The organism is Mitsuaria sp. WAJ17, assembly GCF_014174515.1.
GTDB lineage: Bacteria > Pseudomonadota > Gammaproteobacteria > Burkholderiales > Burkholderiaceae_C > Roseateles_B.
Genome location: NZ_JACJUG010000010.1, coordinates 1 through 18817 on the forward strand (window position 1 = coordinate 1; position 18817 = coordinate 18817).

General features: G+C 67.5%; 17 protein-coding genes, 2 tRNA genes and 1 pseudogene. 8 read left to right on the plus strand and 12 right to left on the minus strand.

What is annotated here, in order from left to right:
- The 4 genes and pseudogenes from H5407_RS09875 to H5407_RS09890 all read right to left on the minus strand — a co-directional run.
- A pseudogene (locus H5407_RS09875) lies at window positions 1-188 on the minus strand (branched-chain amino acid ABC transporter substrate-binding protein); the annotation flags it as partial.
- 274 nt (window positions 189-462) lie between these two features.
- Window positions 463-1533 (minus strand): hypothetical protein, encoded by a 1071-nt coding sequence (locus H5407_RS09880; protein ID WP_183104284.1) that lies wholly within the window; start codon window positions 1531-1533, stop codon window positions 463-465.
- The gene (locus H5407_RS09885; RefSeq protein ID WP_183104285.1) at window positions 1530-1961 is read right to left on the minus strand and encodes a DNA polymerase III subunit chi; all 432 of its coding nucleotides are present in this window, start codon (window positions 1959-1961) and stop codon (window positions 1530-1532) included. The genes H5407_RS09880 and H5407_RS09885 overlap by 4 nt, the downstream gene beginning before the upstream one ends.
- Window positions 1962-2033: 72 nt before the next feature.
- On the minus strand, window positions 2034-3494 hold the full coding sequence (locus H5407_RS09890; protein WP_183104286.1) for a leucyl aminopeptidase: 1461 nt from the start codon (window positions 3492-3494) through the stop codon (window positions 2034-2036).
- 28 nt (window positions 3495-3522) lie between these two features.
- On the opposite strand from H5407_RS09890, the gene lptF reads away from it, so the two are divergent.
- The 5 genes from lptF to H5407_RS09915 are packed head-to-tail and all read left to right on the plus strand — an operon-like array spanning window position 3523 to window position 8290.
- The gene (lptF, locus tag H5407_RS09895) at window positions 3523-4629 is read left to right on the plus strand and encodes an LPS export ABC transporter permease LptF (protein WP_183104287.1); all 1107 of its coding nucleotides are present in this window, start codon (window positions 3523-3525) and stop codon (window positions 4627-4629) included.
- A complete protein-coding gene (gene lptG, locus H5407_RS09900; RefSeq protein WP_183104288.1) occupies window positions 4626-5738 on the plus strand; it encodes an LPS export ABC transporter permease LptG in 1113 nt (370 codons plus the stop codon). Before lptF ends, lptG begins: the two co-directional genes overlap by 4 nt.
- A 9-nt stretch (window positions 5739-5747) precedes the next feature.
- Window positions 5748-6134, plus strand: a complete 387-nt coding sequence (locus H5407_RS09905; RefSeq protein ID WP_183104289.1) for a sirohydrochlorin chelatase — start codon at window positions 5748-5750, stop codon at window positions 6132-6134.
- A 15-nt stretch (window positions 6135-6149) separates the two neighbouring features.
- On the plus strand, window positions 6150-7094 hold the full coding sequence (locus H5407_RS09910; protein ID WP_183104290.1) for a CysB family HTH-type transcriptional regulator: 945 nt from the start codon (window positions 6150-6152) through the stop codon (window positions 7092-7094).
- A gap of 32 nt (window positions 7095-7126) precedes the next feature.
- Window positions 7127-8290: a pyridoxal phosphate-dependent aminotransferase gene (locus H5407_RS09915; RefSeq protein ID WP_183104291.1), complete on the plus strand. Its 1164-nt coding sequence runs from the start codon at window positions 7127-7129 to the stop codon at window positions 8288-8290.
- Window positions 8291-8309: 19 nt separating this feature from the next.
- Here H5407_RS09915 and H5407_RS09920 read toward each other — a convergent pair whose 3' ends face one another.
- On the minus strand, window positions 8310-10328 hold the full coding sequence (locus H5407_RS09920; protein ID WP_183104292.1) for a FimV family protein: 2019 nt from the start codon (window positions 10326-10328) through the stop codon (window positions 8310-8312).
- Window positions 10329-10517: 189 nt separating this feature from the next.
- On the opposite strand from H5407_RS09920, the gene H5407_RS09925 reads away from it, so the two are divergent.
- Window positions 10518-11222 carry a Crp/Fnr family transcriptional regulator gene (locus tag H5407_RS09925; RefSeq protein ID WP_183104293.1) on the plus strand — a complete coding sequence of 235 codons (705 nt, stop codon included), beginning with the start codon at window positions 10518-10520 and terminating at the stop codon, window positions 11220-11222.
- A gap of 81 nt (window positions 11223-11303) precedes the next feature.
- Window positions 11304-12380: a phosphotransferase gene (locus tag H5407_RS09930; protein ID WP_183104294.1), complete on the plus strand. Its 1077-nt coding sequence runs from the start codon at window positions 11304-11306 to the stop codon at window positions 12378-12380.
- A gap of 46 nt (window positions 12381-12426) precedes the next feature.
- On the opposite strand, the gene H5407_RS09935 is transcribed toward H5407_RS09930, so the two are convergent.
- Window positions 12427-13173, minus strand: coding sequence for a hypothetical protein (locus H5407_RS09935; RefSeq protein ID WP_183104295.1), 747 nt, complete (start codon window positions 13171-13173; stop codon window positions 12427-12429).
- Between the two features lie 55 nt (window positions 13174-13228).
- Between H5407_RS09935 and H5407_RS09940 the strand changes: the two genes are divergently transcribed.
- Window positions 13229-13933, plus strand: a complete 705-nt coding sequence (locus tag H5407_RS09940) for a glutathione binding-like protein (RefSeq protein ID WP_183104296.1) — start codon at window positions 13229-13231, stop codon at window positions 13931-13933.
- 59 nt (window positions 13934-13992) lie between these two features.
- On the opposite strand, the gene H5407_RS09945 is transcribed toward H5407_RS09940, so the two are convergent.
- The 6 genes from H5407_RS09945 to H5407_RS09970 all read right to left on the minus strand — a co-directional run bounded on the left by H5407_RS09945 (window position 13993) and on the right by H5407_RS09970 (window position 18739).
- Window positions 13993-14283 (minus strand): flagellar basal body rod protein, encoded by a 291-nt coding sequence (locus tag H5407_RS09945; protein WP_183104297.1) that lies wholly within the window; start codon window positions 14281-14283, stop codon window positions 13993-13995.
- A gap of 204 nt (window positions 14284-14487) precedes the next feature.
- Window positions 14488-15435 (minus strand): sensor domain-containing diguanylate cyclase, encoded by a 948-nt coding sequence (locus H5407_RS09950; protein ID WP_183104298.1) that lies wholly within the window; start codon window positions 15433-15435, stop codon window positions 14488-14490.
- 168 nt (window positions 15436-15603) lie between these two features.
- Window positions 15604-16092 (minus strand): nuclear transport factor 2 family protein, encoded by a 489-nt coding sequence (locus tag H5407_RS09955; RefSeq protein ID WP_183104299.1) that lies wholly within the window; start codon window positions 16090-16092, stop codon window positions 15604-15606.
- Between the two features lie 138 nt (window positions 16093-16230).
- Window positions 16231-16307: transfer RNA gene (locus tag H5407_RS09960), tRNA-Arg, on the minus strand.
- A gap of 77 nt (window positions 16308-16384) precedes the next feature.
- Window positions 16385-18370, minus strand: coding sequence for an OPT family oligopeptide transporter (locus tag H5407_RS09965; RefSeq protein ID WP_183104300.1), 1986 nt, complete (start codon window positions 18368-18370; stop codon window positions 16385-16387).
- Between the two features lie 292 nt (window positions 18371-18662).
- Window positions 18663-18739 (minus strand) — tRNA-Pro (locus H5407_RS09970).
- Between the last annotated feature and the right edge of the window lie 78 nt (window positions 18740-18817).

The following is an 18817-nucleotide window of genomic DNA, read 5'->3' on the forward strand; positions in this document are numbered from 1 at the left end:
ATCACGCCCTTGGCGTTGAGTTCGTCGATGGCCATGCGGGCGCCCAACTCATTGTCCTTGCCCAGGTGGGCAATGCCGCCGCTGGTGGGTCCGACGTGACCGATCTTGACGACCAGGTCTTGAGCCATGGCAGCACCGCCCAGCATCAGGGCGACGGCACCCACAACCACATTCAACTTGACTTGCATGAATAACCTCCGAGTTGGAAGAAGGAGAGCGTTATGTTGTCGATTGCTCAACGCCGCAGACCATACTCCAATTCCGAGGCGTGCTCTATGGGGAAAGCATGGAAAACCGCCTGCGTCGCGTCGGCGTTGTGCCGACCACACCAACGCTCTGGCCGCTGTTCGGTTGACCTCGGGCGAGGCCTTCACCGGGCCTGTGCGGAAGCGAGCGTGCCCGGTGCAGCATGCCCGCTGACGGTGCTCCGATGCAGCGGCTTGCACACCACCTGCGCCGCGCTCAAGCCTTGGGGCGCCCTTCGTGCGATGACAGGGCTTCGGCGCTGAGCGCCTCCATCACATGCAGGTGCAGGCTAGGCTTCAGCGATTCAATCAGGGACTCCGACAACTGCGGCGAGAGGCGGATCAACGTCTCCACCAGTGCACTGGGGAGCTCGTCGCGCAGCAGCCTGTCCAGGGCTTGCTGGAGGATGGCCTGCAGGCGCTCCTCGCTGATGCCTGGCACATGCTCACCGCCCTGGCGGACCGCATGCATGCCAGGATCCAGCGCAGGGGATGACGCCTGCGTGCCGTGATGCGCCCGAGCCATCGACGAGGGCGCCAGCGCCGCCGCAGCGCCGGCCGCGGCCAGGATGTTCAGCACGGCCGCGGGCACCTCCGCAGGCGCTGCAACGGGCATCTCCACAGGCACGGCGGCGGGCATGCCAGCGGATGCGGCGGCGGCCTCAGCCACTGGCACGGCCGTGTCGCCCGCCGGTGCTGGTGCAACAGCTTCGACCACCAGATCACCCGCCGTGTCCGTGAGGGGGGCAGGGCCCGTCTCCGTCAAGGCCGGCGGGAGCTGTGCCAGTGCAGGCTCGCCCATCACTTCCGCTGCATGAAGAGCCGCGGCATAGGCATCGACGGCCGGGCCAGGCCCATCCGCAGCCGGAAGCGGCATCTCGAGGTCGGCCGATGGCCAGGCGATGGCGGCACTCGGCGGCATGTCGCTGGCGGAGGCCGGCGGCAGCGCGAAGACGTCCAGCATCTGATCGTGCAGCGCAGGTGCCTGCACAGGGGCGACGTCAATGGAGAGGTCGATGAAGGGCGCGTCGTCCGTGAAGCCGCTGGCCGCGCGGGGCTGCACCACCTGCCAGGGCGTCATCACGCCCCCGGCGTCCGCCGCCGGGCCCGTGGCCTCGGGGGTTGCAGTTTCGTCGCCCCAGTCCAGGCTGATGGGCACCAGTTCCTCGTCACCACGCCGGCTGGATGGCCAGGCTTCGGTGCTCAGGTTCGATGCGGGCTTGGAGAGCCGTTGCTCGTCCAGCACTTCCGTCAGGGTGGGCACCACGCGGGTGCCGGTCGAACTCATGCATTGACCTCGTGATGCTTGATGTCCAGACCCATCTCGCGATAGGCCTTGTAGCGGCGGCGGCCGGCCTGGACCTGCTCCGGCTCGCTCGACAGCACCTCCAGCACACGATCCAGCGCGGCCACGTCGGCCATGAAATCGGCGCCCAGGTTGAGCACCGTGCGGCAATGAGGCGCCGCGTCCTGACGTTCGGCCAGCACGATGGGCGTCGCCCGCAGCAGCGCTGCGTCCACATCGCTGCGCACCAGCAGATGCGGCACGAAGTCGGTAGGCTCCAGCGTCCAAAGGGCCACATCCAGTCGAGACAGCAAGGACGCCGGCCCCAGCACCAGAACCTGCGCCCCGCTGCCATAGGCTTTGCGCAGCAGACGGGTCGCGAAGTGCAGGCGATCCGAGACGCCCGTGTAGAAGCTCACCTCAGCGGCCATGCCAGCCTCCGTCGCCTTCCGCAGGCGCCAGGCGGCCGATGCCATGATGCATGTCCACCGGCCGGCTCAGCTTCACTTGGCGTGCGACAGCACGAAGTGCGTCAGCAGGCCCACGGGACGGCCGGTGCCGCCCTTGGCTGCGCCGCCCTTCCAGGCCGTGCCGGCGATGTCCAGGTGACCCCAGCGGTACTTGCTGGTAAAGCGCTTGAGGAACAGGGCCGCGGTGATGGAGCCACCGGCGCGCGAACCCACATTGGCCACGTCGGCGAAGTTGCTCTTGAGGCCTTCCTCGTACTCTTCGTCCAGCGGCATGCGCCAGCAGGGATCCAGGGCCTGTTCACCGGCAGCAGTCAGGGCCGCGGCCAGTTCGTCGTCGCTGGCATACATGCCCGAGCGCACGGCTCCCAGGGCGATCACGCAGGCACCGGTCAGGGTGGCCACATCCACCACCACGGCGGGCTTGAAGCGCTCGGCGTAGGTCAGCGCATCACACAGGATCAGGCGGCCTTCAGCGTCGGTGTTCAGCACCTCGATGGTCTGGCCGGCCATGGAGGTGACCACATCGCCCGGCTTCAGGGCCTTGCCGCTGGGCATGTTCTCGCAGGAAGGGATCAGCACCACCAGGTTCAGCTTGGGCTTCAGTTCGGCAACGGCGCGCAGGGCGCCCAGCACGCCGGCGGCACCGCCCATGTCGAACTTCATCTCGTCCATTTCGGCGCCAGGCTTCAGCGAGATGCCGCCAGAGTCGAAGGTCAGGCCCTTGCCCACCAGCACCACCGGCGCCTGAGTCTTGGGCGCGCCCTCGTACTTGGCGACGATGAACTTCAACGGCTCGTCAGAGCCCTGGGCCACAGCCAGGAAGGAGCCCATGCCCAGCTTCTCGACGGCTTTCTTGTCCAGCACTTCAACCTTGATGCCGTGGCTCTTCGCCAGGCCCTTGGCTTGCTCGGCCAGGAAGGTCGGCGTGGCGTAGTTGCCCGGGCGATTGCCGCACTCCTTGGCCAGTTCCACGCCAGCGGCGATGGCCTGACCGCGGTCCAGACCCAGCTTGACTGCCCGAGCAGCGGCCTTGTCGGCCAGCAGCGTGAGCTTGCTCAGAGCCGAGGCAGCCGGTGCGCTGGGCTTGGTGTGGCGGTAGGCATAGACGGCATCGGCGGCGGCCAGGGCGGTCTGCTCGGCCAGGGCCTCGTCCATGCCGTCAAAGCCCAGGTAGATCACCGCAGCGTGCGCGGCATTGCGCGCCTTGACCAGGCCCAGCGCAGCGGCCACGGCAGCCTTGGCGCTCTTGAGACTGGGCTTGCCTGCGGCGGCCAGCACGAGGCGGGCGCTCTTCACGCCGGCGGCGCGCTGCACCAGCAAGGCCTTGCCGGCCTTCAGCTCGAAGTCGCCGAGCTTGATGGCATCCTTGGCCGCATCGGCCACGGCCTTGTCCAGCTTGGCCGGCAGGGCCTCACCGGCGATCACGACGATCAGGGCGTCGGCATTGATGCCGGCCAGGGCGTCCAGGGACGCAGACTGAGTACGGAAGTCCATAATGCGGTGCAATTAGTAAAGTGCTCGGATGTTATTCGATTCCACCCTGAGGAAGGATCTGGCGCGCAGCTTCGGCGTGACCGTGATCGTCATCCTGACCGTCGTGCTCACCTATCTGCTGATCCGCACCCTGGGCCAGGCAGCGGGCGGCAGCGTGGCGCCGCAGGACGTGCTCCTGCTGCTGGGCTACACCAGCCTGGGCTATCTCTCCATCATCTTCGCGCTGGCCCTGTTCATTGCCGTCGTGGCCTGCCTGGGCCGCATGTACCGCGAGTCGGAGATGACCATCTGGTTCGCCAGCGGCTTGGGACTGTCGCGCTTCGTGAAGCCCGTGCTGCGCATGACCGCGCCGGTGTTGCTTGCCGTGGCCGCGCTGCAACTGGTGGTCTGGCCCTGGGGCAACCAGAACAGCGAGCAGCTGCGGGAACGTTACGAGAAGCGCTCGGACCTCTCGCGCGTCTCGCCCGGCCAGTTCCAGACCTCGCGCGATGGCAGCCGCGTCTTCTTCATCGACCGCGACAGCAAGGACGGCAGCGTGGGCCGCAACGTCTTCATCCTGACCGAGCAGAAGGCCCAGGAATCGGTCACGACGGCGCACCGCGGTCAGATCGAGTTCCAGGGCAATGACCGCTTCCTGACGCTCTCGCAAGGACAGCGCAACGAGATCGACAAGGACAGCGGCGACAAGACCCTCTCCCGCTTCGAGCACTACCGCGTGCTGATGGACACCCAGGTCGAGCGCGGCGACACCGAGCTGCCGCCCAAGGCCACCACGACCCTGGACCTGCTGCGCAAGCCCACGCCGCGCAACATGGGTGAGCTGACCTGGCGCCTGGGCCTGGCCCTCGGTGCGGTCAACCTCGTGCTGCTAGGCATCGGGCTGTCGGCCAGCAATCCGCGCCGCGCCAGCAACTGGAACCTGCTGGTGGCGCTGCTGAGTTTCATCATCTACTACAACCTGATCAACATGACCCAGACCTGGGTCGCCACCGAGCGCACCACCCTGCCCCGAGCCCTGCTGGCCCTGCATGGCACGGCCTTCGTGCTGGCCCTGCTCCTGCTCTGGTGGCGGGACAACAGCAATCGCCTGTGTCTGGCCCGCGGCCCACGCAAGCAGCGGGAGGCCAAGGCATGAGGACCGTCCGCCGCCTGCTCTACCGCGACATCATCACGGCCGTGGTCTTCGTGGCCGTGGCCTTTCTGTCCCTGTTCTTCTTCATCGGTTTCATCGAGGAACTGGACCGCGCCAACAGGCGCGGCGGTGGCGCCATGCTGGCCAGCCTGCTGGCGCTGCTGGAGATGCCCTCGCACTTCTATGAGATCTTCCCCATCGCCGTGCTGATCGGCAGCATCTTCTCGCTGGCCCGCATGGCGCAGTCCAGCGAGTTCACCATCCTGCGCACCGGCGGCCTGGGACCGGGCCGCGCGCTGGGCCTGCTGGCGGTGCTGGCCGCTCTATTCGGCGCGCTGACTTTTGTCGTGGGCGACTACGTGGCACCCTGGGCCGAGAAGAAGGCCGAGATGCTCAAGCGCGACCCCAAGGAGGCCGTGGCCTCGGGCACGCCAGGGGTCTGGCTCAAGGACCGTCAGTCCAGCCCGGAGGGCGAGCGCAGCTTCTCCATCAACGTCAAGTCGGCCACCGTGGGCGGCGAGCTCAGCGGCGTGCGCCTGTTCGAGTTCGACTCCCAGGGCCGCCTGCTGAGCCGGACGCAGGCCCAGCGCGCCCAGGTCGATAAGGACGGGCTCTGGCGCCTGTTCGATGTCGAGCGCAGCCAATGGACGCCCGGCGAGAACGGCCAGCGTGCCCGCGTCTGGGAGAGCCACCTGGACGAGTGGGAATGGCATGGTGGCCTGAGCGCCAATGTGGTCAGCGCTGCCGTGCTGCCGCCCTGGTCCATGTCGACGCTGGAGCTGTACCGCTACACGCGGCACCTCTCCGCCCAGGCGCAGTCCGCCCAGCAGTACGACATCCAGTTCTGGCGCAAGGCCCTCTACCCCCTGGCCTGCTTTGTGATGGTTGCCCTGGCCCTGCCCTTCGCCTACCTGCATGGCCGCTCGGGCGGCATCAGCCTCAAGGTCTTCGGCGGCATCATGGGCGGCATCAGCTTCGTGCTGCTGAACAACCTGGCCGGCCACCTGGGCCTGCTCAAGCAATGGTCGCCCTGGGCCGTGGCCTCCGCACCCAGCTTGCTCTACCTCTGCATCTCTCTGGCCGCCTTCGGCTGGCTGGTGCGCTACCGCTGAGAACCGCCCATGGATGGACTGCTCCTCTTTGCACACGGCGCCCGCGACCCACGCTGGGCCGGCCCCTTCGAGGCTGTGGCCCGACGCATCTCGCACCAGCGCCCCGGCCAGGCCGTGGCGCTGGGCTTCCTCGAGTTCATGCAGCCGGATTTCGCCGGCGCGGCCGCCAGCCTCATCGCCCAGGGCTGCACGCGCATCCACGTGGTGCCCATGTTCCTGGGCAGCGGCGGCCATGTGCAGCGCGACCTGCCGGGGCTGGTGGAACAGCAGCGCGCCCTGCACGGCGGGCGCATCGAGTGGACGCTGCAGGCACCGCTGGGTGAGATCACCAGCGTCATCGACGCCATGGCCGAGGCCTGCATGACCCCGCTGGCCGCCCCCAGCAGCAAGACCTGACCCCGGAGCCCTGCCGTGAACCTGCACCAGTTCAAGTTCGTCCAGGAAGCGGTGCGCCGCAATCTCAACCTCACCGAGACCGCCAAAGCGCTCTTCACCTCGCAGCCGGGCGTCTCCAAGGCCATCCTGGAGCTGGAGGAGGAACTGGGCGTGGACATCTTCTCGCGGCACGGCAAACGCCTGCGTCGCGTGACGGAGCCCGGCCTGCAGGTGCTCAAGTCCATCGAGATCATCATGCGCGAGGTCAACAACCTCAAGCGCATCGGCGAGGAGTACTCCAAGCAGGACGCCGGCAAGTTCAGCATTGCCACCACCCACACGCAGGCGCGATATGTGCTGCCCACGCCGGTGGCCCAGCTGCGGCGGCAGTTCCCGCAGGTGCAGGTGAGCCTGCACCAGGGCAACCCCGAGCAGGTGGCCCGCATGCTGCTGGACGAAACCGCCGACCTGGGCCTGGCCACCGAGTCCCTGGCCGAATTCGAGGACCTGGTGACCCTGCCCTGCTACGAATGGCAGCACGTGCTGGTCGTACCAGCCCAGCATCCCCTGGCCCAGGTGGAGCGGCCGAGCCTGGAGCAGCTGGCGCAGGAGCCGCTGATCTCCTACCACCCCAGCTTCACGGGCCGCACCCGCATCGACAAGGCCTTTGCGGCGCGCCGGCTGAGCCCGGACATCGTGCTGGAGGCTATCGACTCGGACGTCATCAAGACCTATGTACGCCTGGGCATGGGCGTGGGCATCGTCGCCGAGATGGCGGTGCGCGACGACCCGCCCGGCGGCGACCTGGTGGCGCGGCCGCTGGGTCATGTCTTCGGCTTCAACACCGCCCGCATCGCCTTCAAGCGCGGCGCCTTCCTGCGTAACTACGTCTACGCCTTCGCCGAGCTGCTGTCCGACCGCCTCAACCGCAGTCTGCTGCAGCGCGCCCTCAGCGGCGAGGCCAGCGACTACGACCTCTGAGCCCCGCGGGGCCCGTCCATCCCTTCGTCTCCATGAGCCTGACACCCGCGATACAGTCCCGCCTGCCCCACGTGGGCACCACCATCTTCAGCACCATGTCCGCCCTCGCCCAGCAGCATGGCGCGGTCAACCTGGGCCAGGGCTTCCCGGACTTCGACTGTGACCCGGCCCTGGTCGAGGCCGTTCACCAGGCCATGCGGGCAGGGCACAACCAATACCCGCTGATGAGCGGCGTGCCGGCCCTGCGCCAGGCCATCGCGGCCAAGATGGAGGCGCTGTACGGCCAACGCTATGACGCGGACCGCGAGATCACCGTCACCGCCGGGGCCACCCAGGCCCTGCTGAGCACGCTGCTGGCCACCGTGCACCCAGGTGACGAGGTCATCGTGCTGGAGCCCTGCTACGACGCCTACGGCCCCGCCATCGAACTGGCCGGCGGCCGCGTGGTGCGTGTGAAGCTCAAGCCCGAGAGCTACCGCCCCGACCTGCCTGCCATCGCCGCCGCCCTGACGCCGCGCACCCGTGCCTTGATGATCAACACGCCGCACAACCCCAGCGGCCGCATCTGGCCGGCCGAGGACCTGCAGGCCCTGTCCGAGCTGCTGGCCGGCACCGAGGTGCTGGTGATCAGCGACGAGGTCTACGAGCACATGGTGTTCGACGGCCGGCAGCACCAGAGCGCGGCCCTGCATCCAGGGCTGGCGGCGCGCAGCTTCGTGGTCAGCAGCTTCGGCAAGACCTACCACGTGACGGGCTGGAAGGTGGGCTACGTGGCCGCGCCGGCCGCGCTGACGGCCGAGTTCCGCAAGATCCACCAGTTCAACGTGTTCACGGTCAACACACCCGTGCAGCACGGGCTGGCCACGTACCTGCGCGATCCGCGTCCCTACCTGGACCTGCCGGCCTTCTACCAGCGCAAGCGGGACCTCTTCCGAGCCGGACTGGCCTCGACACGCCTGCGCCTGCTCCCCTGCGAAGGCACCTACTTCCAGAGCGTGGACTACAGCGATGTGGGAGCGGCCTCGGGCATGGCGCCCGAAGAGTGCTGCCGCTGGCTCACGCAGGAGATCGGTGTGGCGGCCATCCCGCTGTCGGCCTTCTACGCGGAACCTGGTGACGACCGCCTGATCCGGTTCTGCTTCGCCAAGAAGGACGAAACCCTGCAGGCGGCGCTGGACCAGCTGCGCCGGCTCTGAGGCGCCGCGCCGCCGGGCCTCAGCGCGTGGCGTCGCCCCTGGAGAGGTCCAGGTCCAGGTCCACTGGTCCCGCTGCCGGGGCGGGGCCGCCGGTGCGCTGGAAAGGCATGGTGGCCATCATGGAGGTCGGGCTGCCCTGGCGGCCGGCGTCCAAGGGAAGGAAGAGGTCGATGTCCTCGCCACGGACCTCATGCTCAGAGATGTCGCGGGCGACGGCGTAGAGCATCAGGATGTCACGGTAGGCCGCCAGATTGAAGGCACGGCCGTCCGGGTCACCATGGGCGAGGAGCGTCTGGATCAGCTGCATGGTCATGGCGGCATCGCGCCAGCTCTGCACGATCAGCTCGGTGGCCTGGGCATAGGCCAGCAGGCCCTCGCCAGCGGCGATGTCGTCACTCCACACCGGGGCCTGGGCATGGAAGCGCTCGCTGAACTCACCGGCCACGCGCTCGAAGCCGGCCTGGTCGCCGTGGCGCTGCAGGATCTCCAACAGCTTCAGGTAAGGCAAGGCCGTGTGGCGGCCCTTCTCGTGCAGACGCTGCGACAGCAGTTCGACCGCCGCCTCCTGTTGGCCCAGCACCATGAAGAAATCGACCTGCTGCTCGAGGTCGATCAACTCCTCGACACTGACGCCCTCCGCAACCGCGCGCTCGGGGAGAGCCTGCAGGGGCTGGAGGTCGGTGTTGGCCTGCGGCATGTCCAGCAGCTGCAGGCTGACGGCGTCGGCGTCTCCGTCGGCGCCCTCGTCAGATGGGGGGAGCGCGTGCGTGAAGGGGGCGGCCTCGGTGTCCTCATCCATGGGGGGCAGGTCGCTGTTGAGGAAGTCCTGCCCGGCGTCGTCCTCCTTGGCGGAGGCGGCCGACTGTAGGGCGCCCGCGGCATCGTTCACGGTGGGCGTGGGCCCGGCTTCGGCAGCCGGGACCCTGCCGGAGAGCCTCGTGGGCCGCACGCCGGTGGGATGGCCGCCGTCCGGCTCGGGCATGTGGGCCCACCAGGCCTCGTGCGTGGCACGGCGCAGGCTCTGCAGCTGCATGAACAGCCAGGTGCAGGCCACCGCCAGCAGCAGGCTGATACCAGCCAGCATCAGCAGCCAGCTGCGGTCATGGCCCTGGGGCTGGCGCAGCTGCGCCGTGAGCTGCTTGAGCGTGTCCTGCACCTCACGAGCCTCGGCGCGAACGCGGGCCAGCTCGGTCTCAAGCTGCTTCACGCGCTGCTGGGACTCCTGCGCCTGCGCCGCCTCGGACGCCGCAGCAGGCGTCGATGCAGCCGACAGCAGCTCGGGCGCCTCCAGCTGCAGGCGCGGTGCCTTGGACACCGCCGGCATCGATACCGCAGCGCCGCGGACCTCGGCCTGCGGCAGTGCATCCGGCCTGACGCCTTCCTTGGGCCGGGCCCTGGTCTGCGACGCCGATGCACTGCGAGAGGCAGCGGGCTTGGTTGGGGCCACGCCTTGCGTGGTGGGTGCCGCAGCGCTGCCGCCGCCCTGCTCCGGCACAGGCACGGTCCGGCCGGGCGCCAGCAGGTCGCTAGCTCGGGAACCCGGTGTGGCCAGGGCGGCTCGCAGGGCCGGCGAATACAGCTCGTCGCCTTCCAGCATGACCGGCGGCGGCTCGCTGCGGGTGACTGCCGCAGGCGGATCGATCAGAGCGGTGAACTGGCGCGTGTAGCGGGTCGGGCAGCCCAGGCTCAGGCTGACGTTGACCATGGGCTCGTCGATGGGCACCAGGCTGCTCACGCGCACCGCATTGACCTCGCCTTCCGTGCGCCCCAGCAGCTGCACCTGGACCTGGTCCGTCGCAAGCCGCGTCTCGCCCGCGACCAGGACGGCCCGCACGCACTCCGGGCCCAGACTTTCGCCGGGCAGCAGCTGAATCGGGAAGACCAGCCTCAGCGGCTGAAACAGCGCCGAATGCGTCTGCGGAGCACCAACGGTCAGCGCGGAGGCCGGCATCGCGAGCACGAGGCCAAGGCCCAAGACCGCCAGCCAGGGGCTCGCGGAACGTGGATCGGGCGTCTCGGGCTTCGTGGTTCGGCGCATGCGACATGTAAGTACTTTGCAACAGACTCTAGCACCAGCCGTGAGCTCGCCAAGCACTGAATTGCCACGCTAGCACCGTGTTTCCGCGACGCCGCACGAATAGTTGACGCTTCATGGACAATCGGCCAGGAGAGCCCGGTCCAGGCCGGAATGACGTCGTACCGGGGGCTGTCGCAGCCGTGACAAAGCATGAGTAGCACTGTTCTTACAATTTCCGAACGCAGCAATATCGAGTCGGGTTCGTGGTTTTCCAAGCTGTCCCTGCCGCTTCGCAACGACATCCTCTCCAGGGCCGTGGTGAAGCGGGTGCCGGACGGCACCATGCTCTCCTGCCGGGGCGAGCCCGCCGAGGAATGGGTAGGGGTCGCCAAGGGTGCCGTGCGCATCAGCTCGGTGTCCCTGGCCGGCAAGCAGGTCTCGCTGACCTATGTCGAGCCCGGCACCTGGTTCGGCGACATCTCTCTCTTCGATGGCATGCCGCGCACCCACGATGCGGCCGCCCATGGCGAGACCACCCTGCTGGTGGTGCGCAAGCCCGACTTCAAGGCGCTGCTGCAGCACCACACCGAGCTCTACGAAGCCCTGCTGCGCCTGAACTGCCGCCGGCTGCGGCTGATGTTCGACGCGGTCGAGGACCTCAACACCCGGCCGCTCGCGGCGCGTCTGGCCAAGCAGATCCTGCTGCTGGCGCGCTCCTATGGCATCGCGCAGGGGGAGGAGATCCGCATCGGCCTGCAGCTGGCCCAGGAGGACCTGGCGCAGCTGCTGGGTGCCTCGCGCCAGCGCGTGAACCAGGAGCTCAAAGGCTTCGAGCGCGACGGGGCGGTACGGGTGGAGCCCACGCGCCTCGTCGTGCTCAGCAAGGAAAAGCTGCTCGCCATCGCGGGGCGCTGATCGGGAAGGGAGGGTCAGGTCTTGCCCGAACCGCCTGTGGTCGGCGCCTGCGCCCTCTTCTTTTCTTCCGATCGGACCTCCATGGACGCATTCACCGGCACCCGCCCTCCTTCACAGGCCATTGACGCGGAGCGCCTGGCCGCCTGGGCCCAGGCCCATGTGCCCGGCTTCGCCGGCCCGCTGCAGATCGAGCAGTTCAAGGGCGGGCAGTCCAACCCTACCTACAAGCTGATCACACCCGGCGGCACCTATGTGATGCGCGCAAAGCCGGCACCAGTGGCCAAGCTGCTGCCCTCGGCCCATGCCATCGAGCGCGAGTTCAAGGTCATGCAGGCCTTGGGCCAGACGGAGGTGCCCGTGCCCCGCATGCTGGCGCTGTGCGAGGACGAATCCGTCATCGGCCGCGCCTTCTACCTCATGGAATTCGTCGAAGGCCGCGTGCTCTGGGACCAGGGATTGCCGGGCATGCCGCCCACCGAGCGGGCCGCTCTGTACGACGAGATGAACCGCGTCATCGCTGCCCTGCACAGCGTGCGGCCCGAGGCCGTGGGCCTGGATGACTACGGCAAGCCTGGCAACTATTTCGAACGCCAGATTGGCCGCTGGAGCAAGCAATACCTGGCCACAGTGACGCAGCCCATCCCGGCCATGGACGCGCTGATCGGCTGGCTGCCCGCGCATGTGCCCGAGGCCGCGCGCTCGGACGCCGAAGTCTCCGTCGTGCATGGCGACTTTCGCATGGACAACCTGGTCTTCCATCCCACCCAGCCGCGCGTGCTGGCCATCCTGGATTGGGAGCTGTCCACGCTGGGCCACCCGATGGCGGACTTCAGCTACCACTGCATGTCCTGGCACATCCGCAAGGCCGGCGCCGCGCAGGGCCTGGCCGGCTTGGACCTGGCGGCGCTGGGCATCCCGTGCGAGGCCGATTACATCCGCCGCTACTGCGAGCGCACGGGCCGCAGCGACGTGGCCGCCGTGCAGCGCGACTGGAACTTCTACATGGCCTACAACCTGTTCCGCATCGCCGCCATCCTGCAGGGCATTGCCAAGCGGGTGGAGGACGGTACAGCCTCCAGCGAGCGTGCCCGCGAGGCCGGCGCAGGCGCCCGCCCCCTGGCCGAGCTGGCCTGGCAGTTCGCGCAGAAGGCGGCCTGAAGGCCTTGTGGCGGACCGGGCCTGGCGCAGGCCCGCCGCCCTCCCCTCACTGCGAGGAATCGGGCTCCGGCAGGGTGCCGTGCATCGTGGTGCTGGAGGGCACGCTGGGCCAGGGGCTGGAATCGCCCAGGGCCTGGCTCACGCGCTCAGCGGCCTCGACCGCGATCTCGCAGAGCTTGTAGAGCGACTGCACATCGTTGAGCCGCGGCTCCTCCATGGCCATGCGCAGGTAGAGATTGCCACGCATGCTCATCAGCACGAAGGGCCGCCCCGGCGTCACCAGGTCCTGGGACACCCGCGCCAGCGCCTCGCTGAAGCGGCCTTCGATCCACACATGCAGCAGTTCGCGTGCGATGCCCAGCACACCGAACTGTGTGCGCACGATCTTGGAGCTGATCTGCGTGAGCTTGGGGAACATCACCAGCCAGCGCATCTCCTCGGGCGTGTCGGTATCGACGCGGGTGCGCAGGGTGTCGGTGTAGGCCTCGAAGACGGCGCCCTCCAGCTGTTCCATAAGCTGCTGCTCGATCACCATCATCTGGAGGTCGCCGTGCAGGCGCGCCTCGTAGCGGATCCTCAGCTCATGGCCGGGAATGTAGGCCCGCTGCGAGGGGCCCCATTCGATGCGCACCGCACCTCCAGCGCGGCCGGGCGGCATGTCCATGATGAAGCCCTGCCCCTCGGCAACGACCCGCAACTGCCCCCCGAGCGACTCTGCCCAGTCGGCGATGGGTTTCCAGCGCGCCGCGTTGGCACGCGCCACGAACCAATGCTGAAGTTGTTTGATTACCATGGGCAGGCAGTGTGCATCCAGGAGCACCGCGATCGCGGCAGACAGGAGAGCGACGATGATCGACGTTTACACATGGGCTACGCCCAACGGCCACAAGGTCCACATCATGCTGGAGGAGTGTGCCCTGCCTTATCGCGTCGTTCCAGTGGATATCGGCAGCGGTGCACAGTTTGAACAACACTTCCTGCAGATCAGCCCCAACAACAAGATCCCCGCCGTCGTCGATCCGGAGGGGCCGGATGGCAAACCCATCTCGCTGTTCGAGTCTGGCGCCATTCTGCTCTATCTGGCGGGCAAGACCGGCCGCCTGCTGCCCGCCGACGTGCGTGGTAAGTACGAAGTGCTCCAGTGGCTGATGTTCCAGATGGGCTCGGTGGGCCCGATGCTGGGGCAAGCGCATCACTTCAGGCTCTATGCGCCCGAAAAGCTGCCCTACGCCATCGAGCGCTATACCAGGGAGGCCCGGCGCCTGTACGGCGTGATCAACCGCCGGCTGGCCGCCAGCACCTACCTGGGTGGCAAGGAGTACAGCATCGCGGACATCGCGGTCTTCCCATGGCTGCGCTCCTGGAAGAACCAGGGCGTGGAACTGTCGGACTATCCCCACCTCAAGGGCTGGTTTGACGAAATCGCCCGGCGCCCGGCGGTGCAGCGCGGCCTGGAGGTATTGGCCGACCAGCGGCAGCCCCTCACCACGGACAAGGCTCGCGAGGTTCTCTTCGGCCAGCAACCGGCCAGCGTGCGAGGGGCGGGCCACTGAAAGACGGCCGCAAACGGGGGCAGCAAGGGAGGCTCAGCGGCTGAGCCAGGGCTGGGGGGTCAGGCCTTGATGTCCAGCAGCGCGCCCTCGGCCCGCACCTGGGTTTGCAGCACCTTCAGGTTCGCCACGAAGGCATAGGTGGCCGAGCGCTGCTCGACGATTTCCTTCTCGACCTGCACGGAGGTTGTGGCATTGGTCGCTTCGCGCGTGAGGGTGTCGGACTGCTTCTGGTCCTGCCCGTCCATGGACTCCGGGCGCTTGGCTGCGCTGGCCAGGTTTTCGGAACTGGCACGCAGGCGCTCGTTCGCCGCGGACATGCCGGAAAGCGCCGTGCTCAAGCTGATGGCCATGAAGAATCTCCGAAAGATGGACCGTGATTGGCCGCCTTTTCGGCCGATCACGCCGGAACTTTAGCCCTCGTCTGGAAAAAAGTTGAGGAATTTCGGAGATCCGACACCCGGCAGGGCCAGGAAAAGCCGCGCTTCGTCGACTTTCACCGAACGCGGACAAGAAAAAGCCCGCCGAAGCGGGCCCTTGCGCGGCATGAGCCAGGCTCAGCCTGCAAGTTCCTCGAAGGTGCCGGCCGGCACGTAGACGCGCACGCTGTCGCCACCTGCAGCCTTGGCCTCGGTGCAGGCCAGTGCCGCAGCGCCCAGCACGGCATCGACGGTTTCCAGGGTGGGCTGTAGCTGCACCACGCCGACACAGGCCTTGACCCGTGTTCGATGCAGGCCCCAGCGCAGGCGGTAGGCAGCGATGGAGGAACGGACCTTGTCGGCGACGATCTGGGCATAGTGCTGGTCGCAGTCGGGCAGCAGGACGGCAAAGTGGTCGTTCTCCAGCCTCGCCACGAGGTCCGAAGCCCGCACCTTGGTCACCAGCATCTGACCGAGGCCGTAGAGGAAATGGTCGGCCACCTCGGTGCCCATACCGTGAACGACCTCGCTGAACTTGTCCACGTCCACCCACAGCACGGAGACGGGCTCATGGCGACGACTGCCCACATGCTCGGACAGCCTGCGCTCGAATTCACGCCGGTTGGCCAGCTCAGTCAGGACGTCGTGCTTGGCAGTCCAGGTGGGCTGCATGCGCAGCTGGCGGGCGGCGGTGACGTCCTCAATCAGCCACAGGGCCTCGCCAGCCGGTTTGTCCCAGTGCAGGGGCGTGGCCTGAAGGCGGCCCCAGAAGCGGGAGCCGTCGCGGCGCACGTGCTCGATTTCCTCGTCCAGCGGGCGCCCGGCGCCGAAGGCCGCACCCATGCGCTCCATGAGGCCCTGGTGGGACAGGTCGGACACGAAGATGCTGCGCGTGGGCTGCAGGCAGAGGTCGGTGTCGTCGCCATGGCCGAACAGGTGGTTGAACTGCTCGCTAACCACCTGGAAGGTCCCCTGATCGACGAAGCACAGCGCGTTGGGCGCTCGCACCATCAGGGCCCGCATGCGGGCGGCGGTCAGGTCCGTTGCGGGGGAGCCAGGGGCCTGGGCCTCGTTCGTGGCTTGCATCAGCTTCTCCTTGTGGGGGCGCTGCCCGATCGCAGGCGCGTACCCCTTAGGTGTAACGCTTTTGCCTGGCAATGGAAAGTCCGATGAAGCCCGATTCCGTCGGACAGTTGCGCTGGCGCAGAAGGCCCGGGGAGGCCCGGGAAGACCGGAAACGGGCTCCGCTCCCGCTCAGCGGCAGGCTTCGGGATCGGGTCGCGCGTGGCGCTCGCGATCCTTGGCGTCTGGCGTGCCGCCGTGATCCAGCAGTACGCGCCAGGTCCCGTCGGACTCCTTGCGCCAGATCGTGTGGAAGCGTCCGATCAGCCTGCCGTCCTCACCGAAGACGGGCCCACTGGTGTAGGCCAGGCGGCCAGGCTCCAGCAACTCGGCCTGATCCGGGTACCAGCTGAAGGGTGCCGCAGCTTCGGTATAGAAGCGCTGCCAGAAGCTTCGCACGGCCTCCCTGCCCTTCAGCGGCGTGGGGCCGCTGTGGAAGACCGCCTGCTCCGACACAAAGCCGGCAAAGGCCTGCAGGTCGCGGTCCGCCATGGTGGCGGCAAAGGCGCATTCGCGGCGCCAAAGTTCGGCGTCGGCCGTTGCCTGCGGCGCAGCCTGGGACGGCAGGACCGCCGCCATCAGCCCCACAAAGGCACCGAGACGCAGGAGAGGGGCAATCATTGGCCGCATCGGCAATCTCCCGGGAGCGAGATCGTTGAAGGCGCTCATCATTCCATGCCGCGGTTGATACGGCATCGCCTGGAAGTCATGGACAGGGAATGCCCGCAATGGGCTCTTGATGGGCCCAGGACACGCCCATGGCCTGCCCGGAGGGACTCGAACCCCCGACCTGCTGCTTAGAAGGCAGCTGCTCTATCCAGTTGAGCTACGGGCAGAAATGTGAACGCCGAGTCTCCCGACTCGGCGTGCATCAGCAGTCCGGAATTGTGCCATGCGGGGCCGGCCCGCAGGCTCAGATCAGCACATTGAGCAGGGCATTGCCGATACCCATCAGCGCGGCGCCGGAAATGAGGCCGGCGCAGATGGACTCGCCACCCTCGACCCAGCGGCGGTAGCCGGCGCTCTTGGGATCGGCCTCGTTGCGCTTGTGCATCATCCAGAACAGCAGCGCGCCCATGAACATGCAGATCACCGCATCCGGCGGCAGCACCACGCCCAGGCCGATGGAGACCGAGGACAACGGGAAGCGGCCGCGCGTACGGATGCGCAGCACCTCGATGACCACGGCCGTCACGGCCGCCACGGCCATGGAGATCAGCGCGGAAGTCGGCAGCTGGCTGAGGCCCTTGGCGATCAGTTCGGCCACGCCCTTCCACTGCAGCGCCGCCGGGAAGGCGAACTGGTCGCTGACGATGGTGGCTGCGCTGCGCACGCCGTTCGCGTCAGGCGGCAGGAAGAGCAGGAAGAACAGCGGCACGGCCGACAGGGTGCCTGCCAGGATGCCGACGATGTGGCCCACGGCCTGGTGGCGCGGCTTGCCGCCCAGCATGTAGCCGGGCTTGATGTCCGAGAGCAGGTTGGAGGCATTGGACGCGATGTCCGAGGTCATGGTTGCCGGCAGCAGGTTGGATGCCGGGTTGCTGCGGTCCAGGGCGCCCACGGTGAACTGGGTGATCTTGGACAGCGCGCCGGTGGGCGTCCATGAAGTCAGAGCCATGGCGTTGGCGCAGATCACGGTCAGCACCAGGATCAGGGGCAGCGAGATCAGGCCCAGCAGCCAGGGCACCCCGAAGAAGGTGTGGGTCAGCCACACGCTGACGGCACTCAGCAGGGGCACGCCCACGTAGGACAGCCACAGGGGCATCTCGATGTCGCGCAACAGGTCGGGTCCCTCATTGGCCTTGTCCGCCTTGGACTTGCGCTTGAAGAGGCTGGTGATCAGCTCCGGCTTGGCCAGCAGACCCACCAAGGCGCCCACCACCATCATGGTGACGGCCCACCACAGGGACCACTGGTTGACGATCTCGGCGCGGTTCAGGGGCACGGCGGTGCCGTCCAGGCGCACGCGCGGGGCGATGTCGCCCATCTGGATCATCAGCGGCGCCAGCACGCCGAAGTTCAGCAGCGTGCCGATCAGGCAACTGGTGGCCACGGCCATGCCCATGAGGCCGCCGACGCCCAGCATGGCCATGTCCAAGGTCAGGCGCAGACCCAGCACGCGCAGGTCGGTACCCAGGATCTTGGGAATGTAGGCCTCGGCCTTGGTGGCCCAGGCATAGTAGTAGTGGTCCAGCTTCTCATGCAGGTACCAGGGCTCCTTCATGCCGGCCCACTGGTCCATGCGCAGGATCTTGAACTGGATCAGCTTCATCCAGCCGTCGCTCACCACGGCCTGGTAGACGGCCGCAATGCCCGCCACCTTGCCCAGCAGGCTGGCCTTGTACAGGCCCTCAGCGCCATCGCCGGAGTACAGCGAGTCCAGCACCACGCCGCAGGCGCGGCCCTCCGGGAAGGGCAGCTGGTCCTCGTTGATGAAGCGGCGCTTCATCGGGAAGGCCACCAGCACGCCCAGCACCGACACGACGATCAGCCAGACCATCAGCTGCCACCAGGGGATGATGTGGCCCGTCATCATCATGTAGGCCGGCAGGCCGGCGATCAGCGGCATCACGGTGTAGCCCGCTGCGGTGGCTATGGACTGGGTGCAGTTGTTCTCCAGCACGCTGAAGTCGCGGGCCATGCCGGCATTGGACAGGGACTTGAACAGAGCGAAGGCCAGGATCACCGAGGTCAGGCCCACGCCGATGCCCACGCCGGTCTTGGCACCGATGTACAGCGCGGTGGCCGTCAGCACCAGGCCCAGCAGGAAGCCCGTCAGGGCGGAGCGCAGCGTCAGCTGCGGCATGTCCTTCTGGAAGACGTTGTTGAACCACCAGGCGTCTTTCTCTGCCCGGCTCCAGCTGCGAATCTGTTCGTCGCTGAGATGTTGAATGGCCATGCTGTTCTTGATGATGAACGTCGGCGAGCCGACTGAGCAGTTGCGGGCGCTCGTGGCGCCCTGCCGCAAAAGGTGCGCGGATTGTGTCAGCCGCCTTCGCGCCGCAGCCAGGGGGTTGTCCAGTAGGGGACGGCCCTGGAAGCACTCGGAAGGCCTGGCAGGCGCCGGATCCTTGACCAAGGCCAACGTCTCATCGCTCGCCGATTGGAAGGACCGGATTCCGTTAGAAAAACAGCCCGCCTATTGCTAGGCGGGCTGTTCCAGATTCCTCTACAGAATCAATCACATTTGATGGTCGGGGCGGCGGGATTCGAACTCGCGACCCTCTGCTCCCAAAGCAGATGCGCTACCAGGCTGCGCTACGCCCCGACGAAGCTTTGCATTCTAACCCGGGATTTGGAGTCTTCCGGAAAAACCCGCCCTGCCCTTCTCCCAGACAACGCTGGC

What these genes read in the sequence shown, in the direction of transcription:
- H5407_RS09880 (WP_183104284.1), bottom strand. Translation starts at nt 1,533, where the DNA reads ATGAGTTCGACCGGCACCCGCGTGGTGCCCACCCTGACGGAAGTGCTG.
- H5407_RS09885 (WP_183104285.1), bottom strand. Translation starts at nt 1,961, where the DNA reads ATGGCCGCTGAGGTGAGCTTCTACACGGGCGTCTCGGATCGCCTGCAC.
- H5407_RS09890 (WP_183104286.1), bottom strand. Translation starts at nt 3,494, where the DNA reads ATGGACTTCCGTACTCAGTCTGCGTCCCTGGACGCCCTGGCCGGCATC.
- lptF (WP_183104287.1), top strand. Translation starts at nt 3,523, where the DNA reads ATGTTATTCGATTCCACCCTGAGGAAGGATCTGGCGCGCAGCTTCGGC.
- lptG (WP_183104288.1), top strand. Translation starts at nt 4,626, where the DNA reads ATGAGGACCGTCCGCCGCCTGCTCTACCGCGACATCATCACGGCCGTG.
- H5407_RS09905 (WP_183104289.1), top strand. Translation starts at nt 5,748, where the DNA reads ATGGATGGACTGCTCCTCTTTGCACACGGCGCCCGCGACCCACGCTGG.
- H5407_RS09915 (WP_183104291.1), top strand. Translation starts at nt 7,127, where the DNA reads ATGAGCCTGACACCCGCGATACAGTCCCGCCTGCCCCACGTGGGCACC.
- H5407_RS09920 (WP_183104292.1), bottom strand. Translation starts at nt 10,328, where the DNA reads ATGCGCCGAACCACGAAGCCCGAGACGCCCGATCCACGTTCCGCGAGC.
- H5407_RS09925 (WP_183104293.1), top strand. Translation starts at nt 10,518, where the DNA reads ATGAGTAGCACTGTTCTTACAATTTCCGAACGCAGCAATATCGAGTCG.
- H5407_RS09930 (WP_183104294.1), top strand. Translation starts at nt 11,304, where the DNA reads ATGGACGCATTCACCGGCACCCGCCCTCCTTCACAGGCCATTGACGCG.
- H5407_RS09935 (WP_183104295.1), bottom strand. Translation starts at nt 13,173, where the DNA reads ATGGTAATCAAACAACTTCAGCATTGGTTCGTGGCGCGTGCCAACGCG.
- H5407_RS09940 (WP_183104296.1), top strand. Translation starts at nt 13,229, where the DNA reads ATGATCGACGTTTACACATGGGCTACGCCCAACGGCCACAAGGTCCAC.
- H5407_RS09945 (WP_183104297.1), bottom strand. Translation starts at nt 14,283, where the DNA reads ATGGCCATCAGCTTGAGCACGGCGCTTTCCGGCATGTCCGCGGCGAAC.
- H5407_RS09950 (WP_183104298.1), bottom strand. Translation starts at nt 15,435, where the DNA reads ATGCAAGCCACGAACGAGGCCCAGGCCCCTGGCTCCCCCGCAACGGAC.
- H5407_RS09955 (WP_183104299.1), bottom strand. Translation starts at nt 16,092, where the DNA reads ATGATTGCCCCTCTCCTGCGTCTCGGTGCCTTTGTGGGGCTGATGGCG.
- H5407_RS09965 (WP_183104300.1), bottom strand. Translation starts at nt 18,370, where the DNA reads ATGGCCATTCAACATCTCAGCGACGAACAGATTCGCAGCTGGAGCCGG.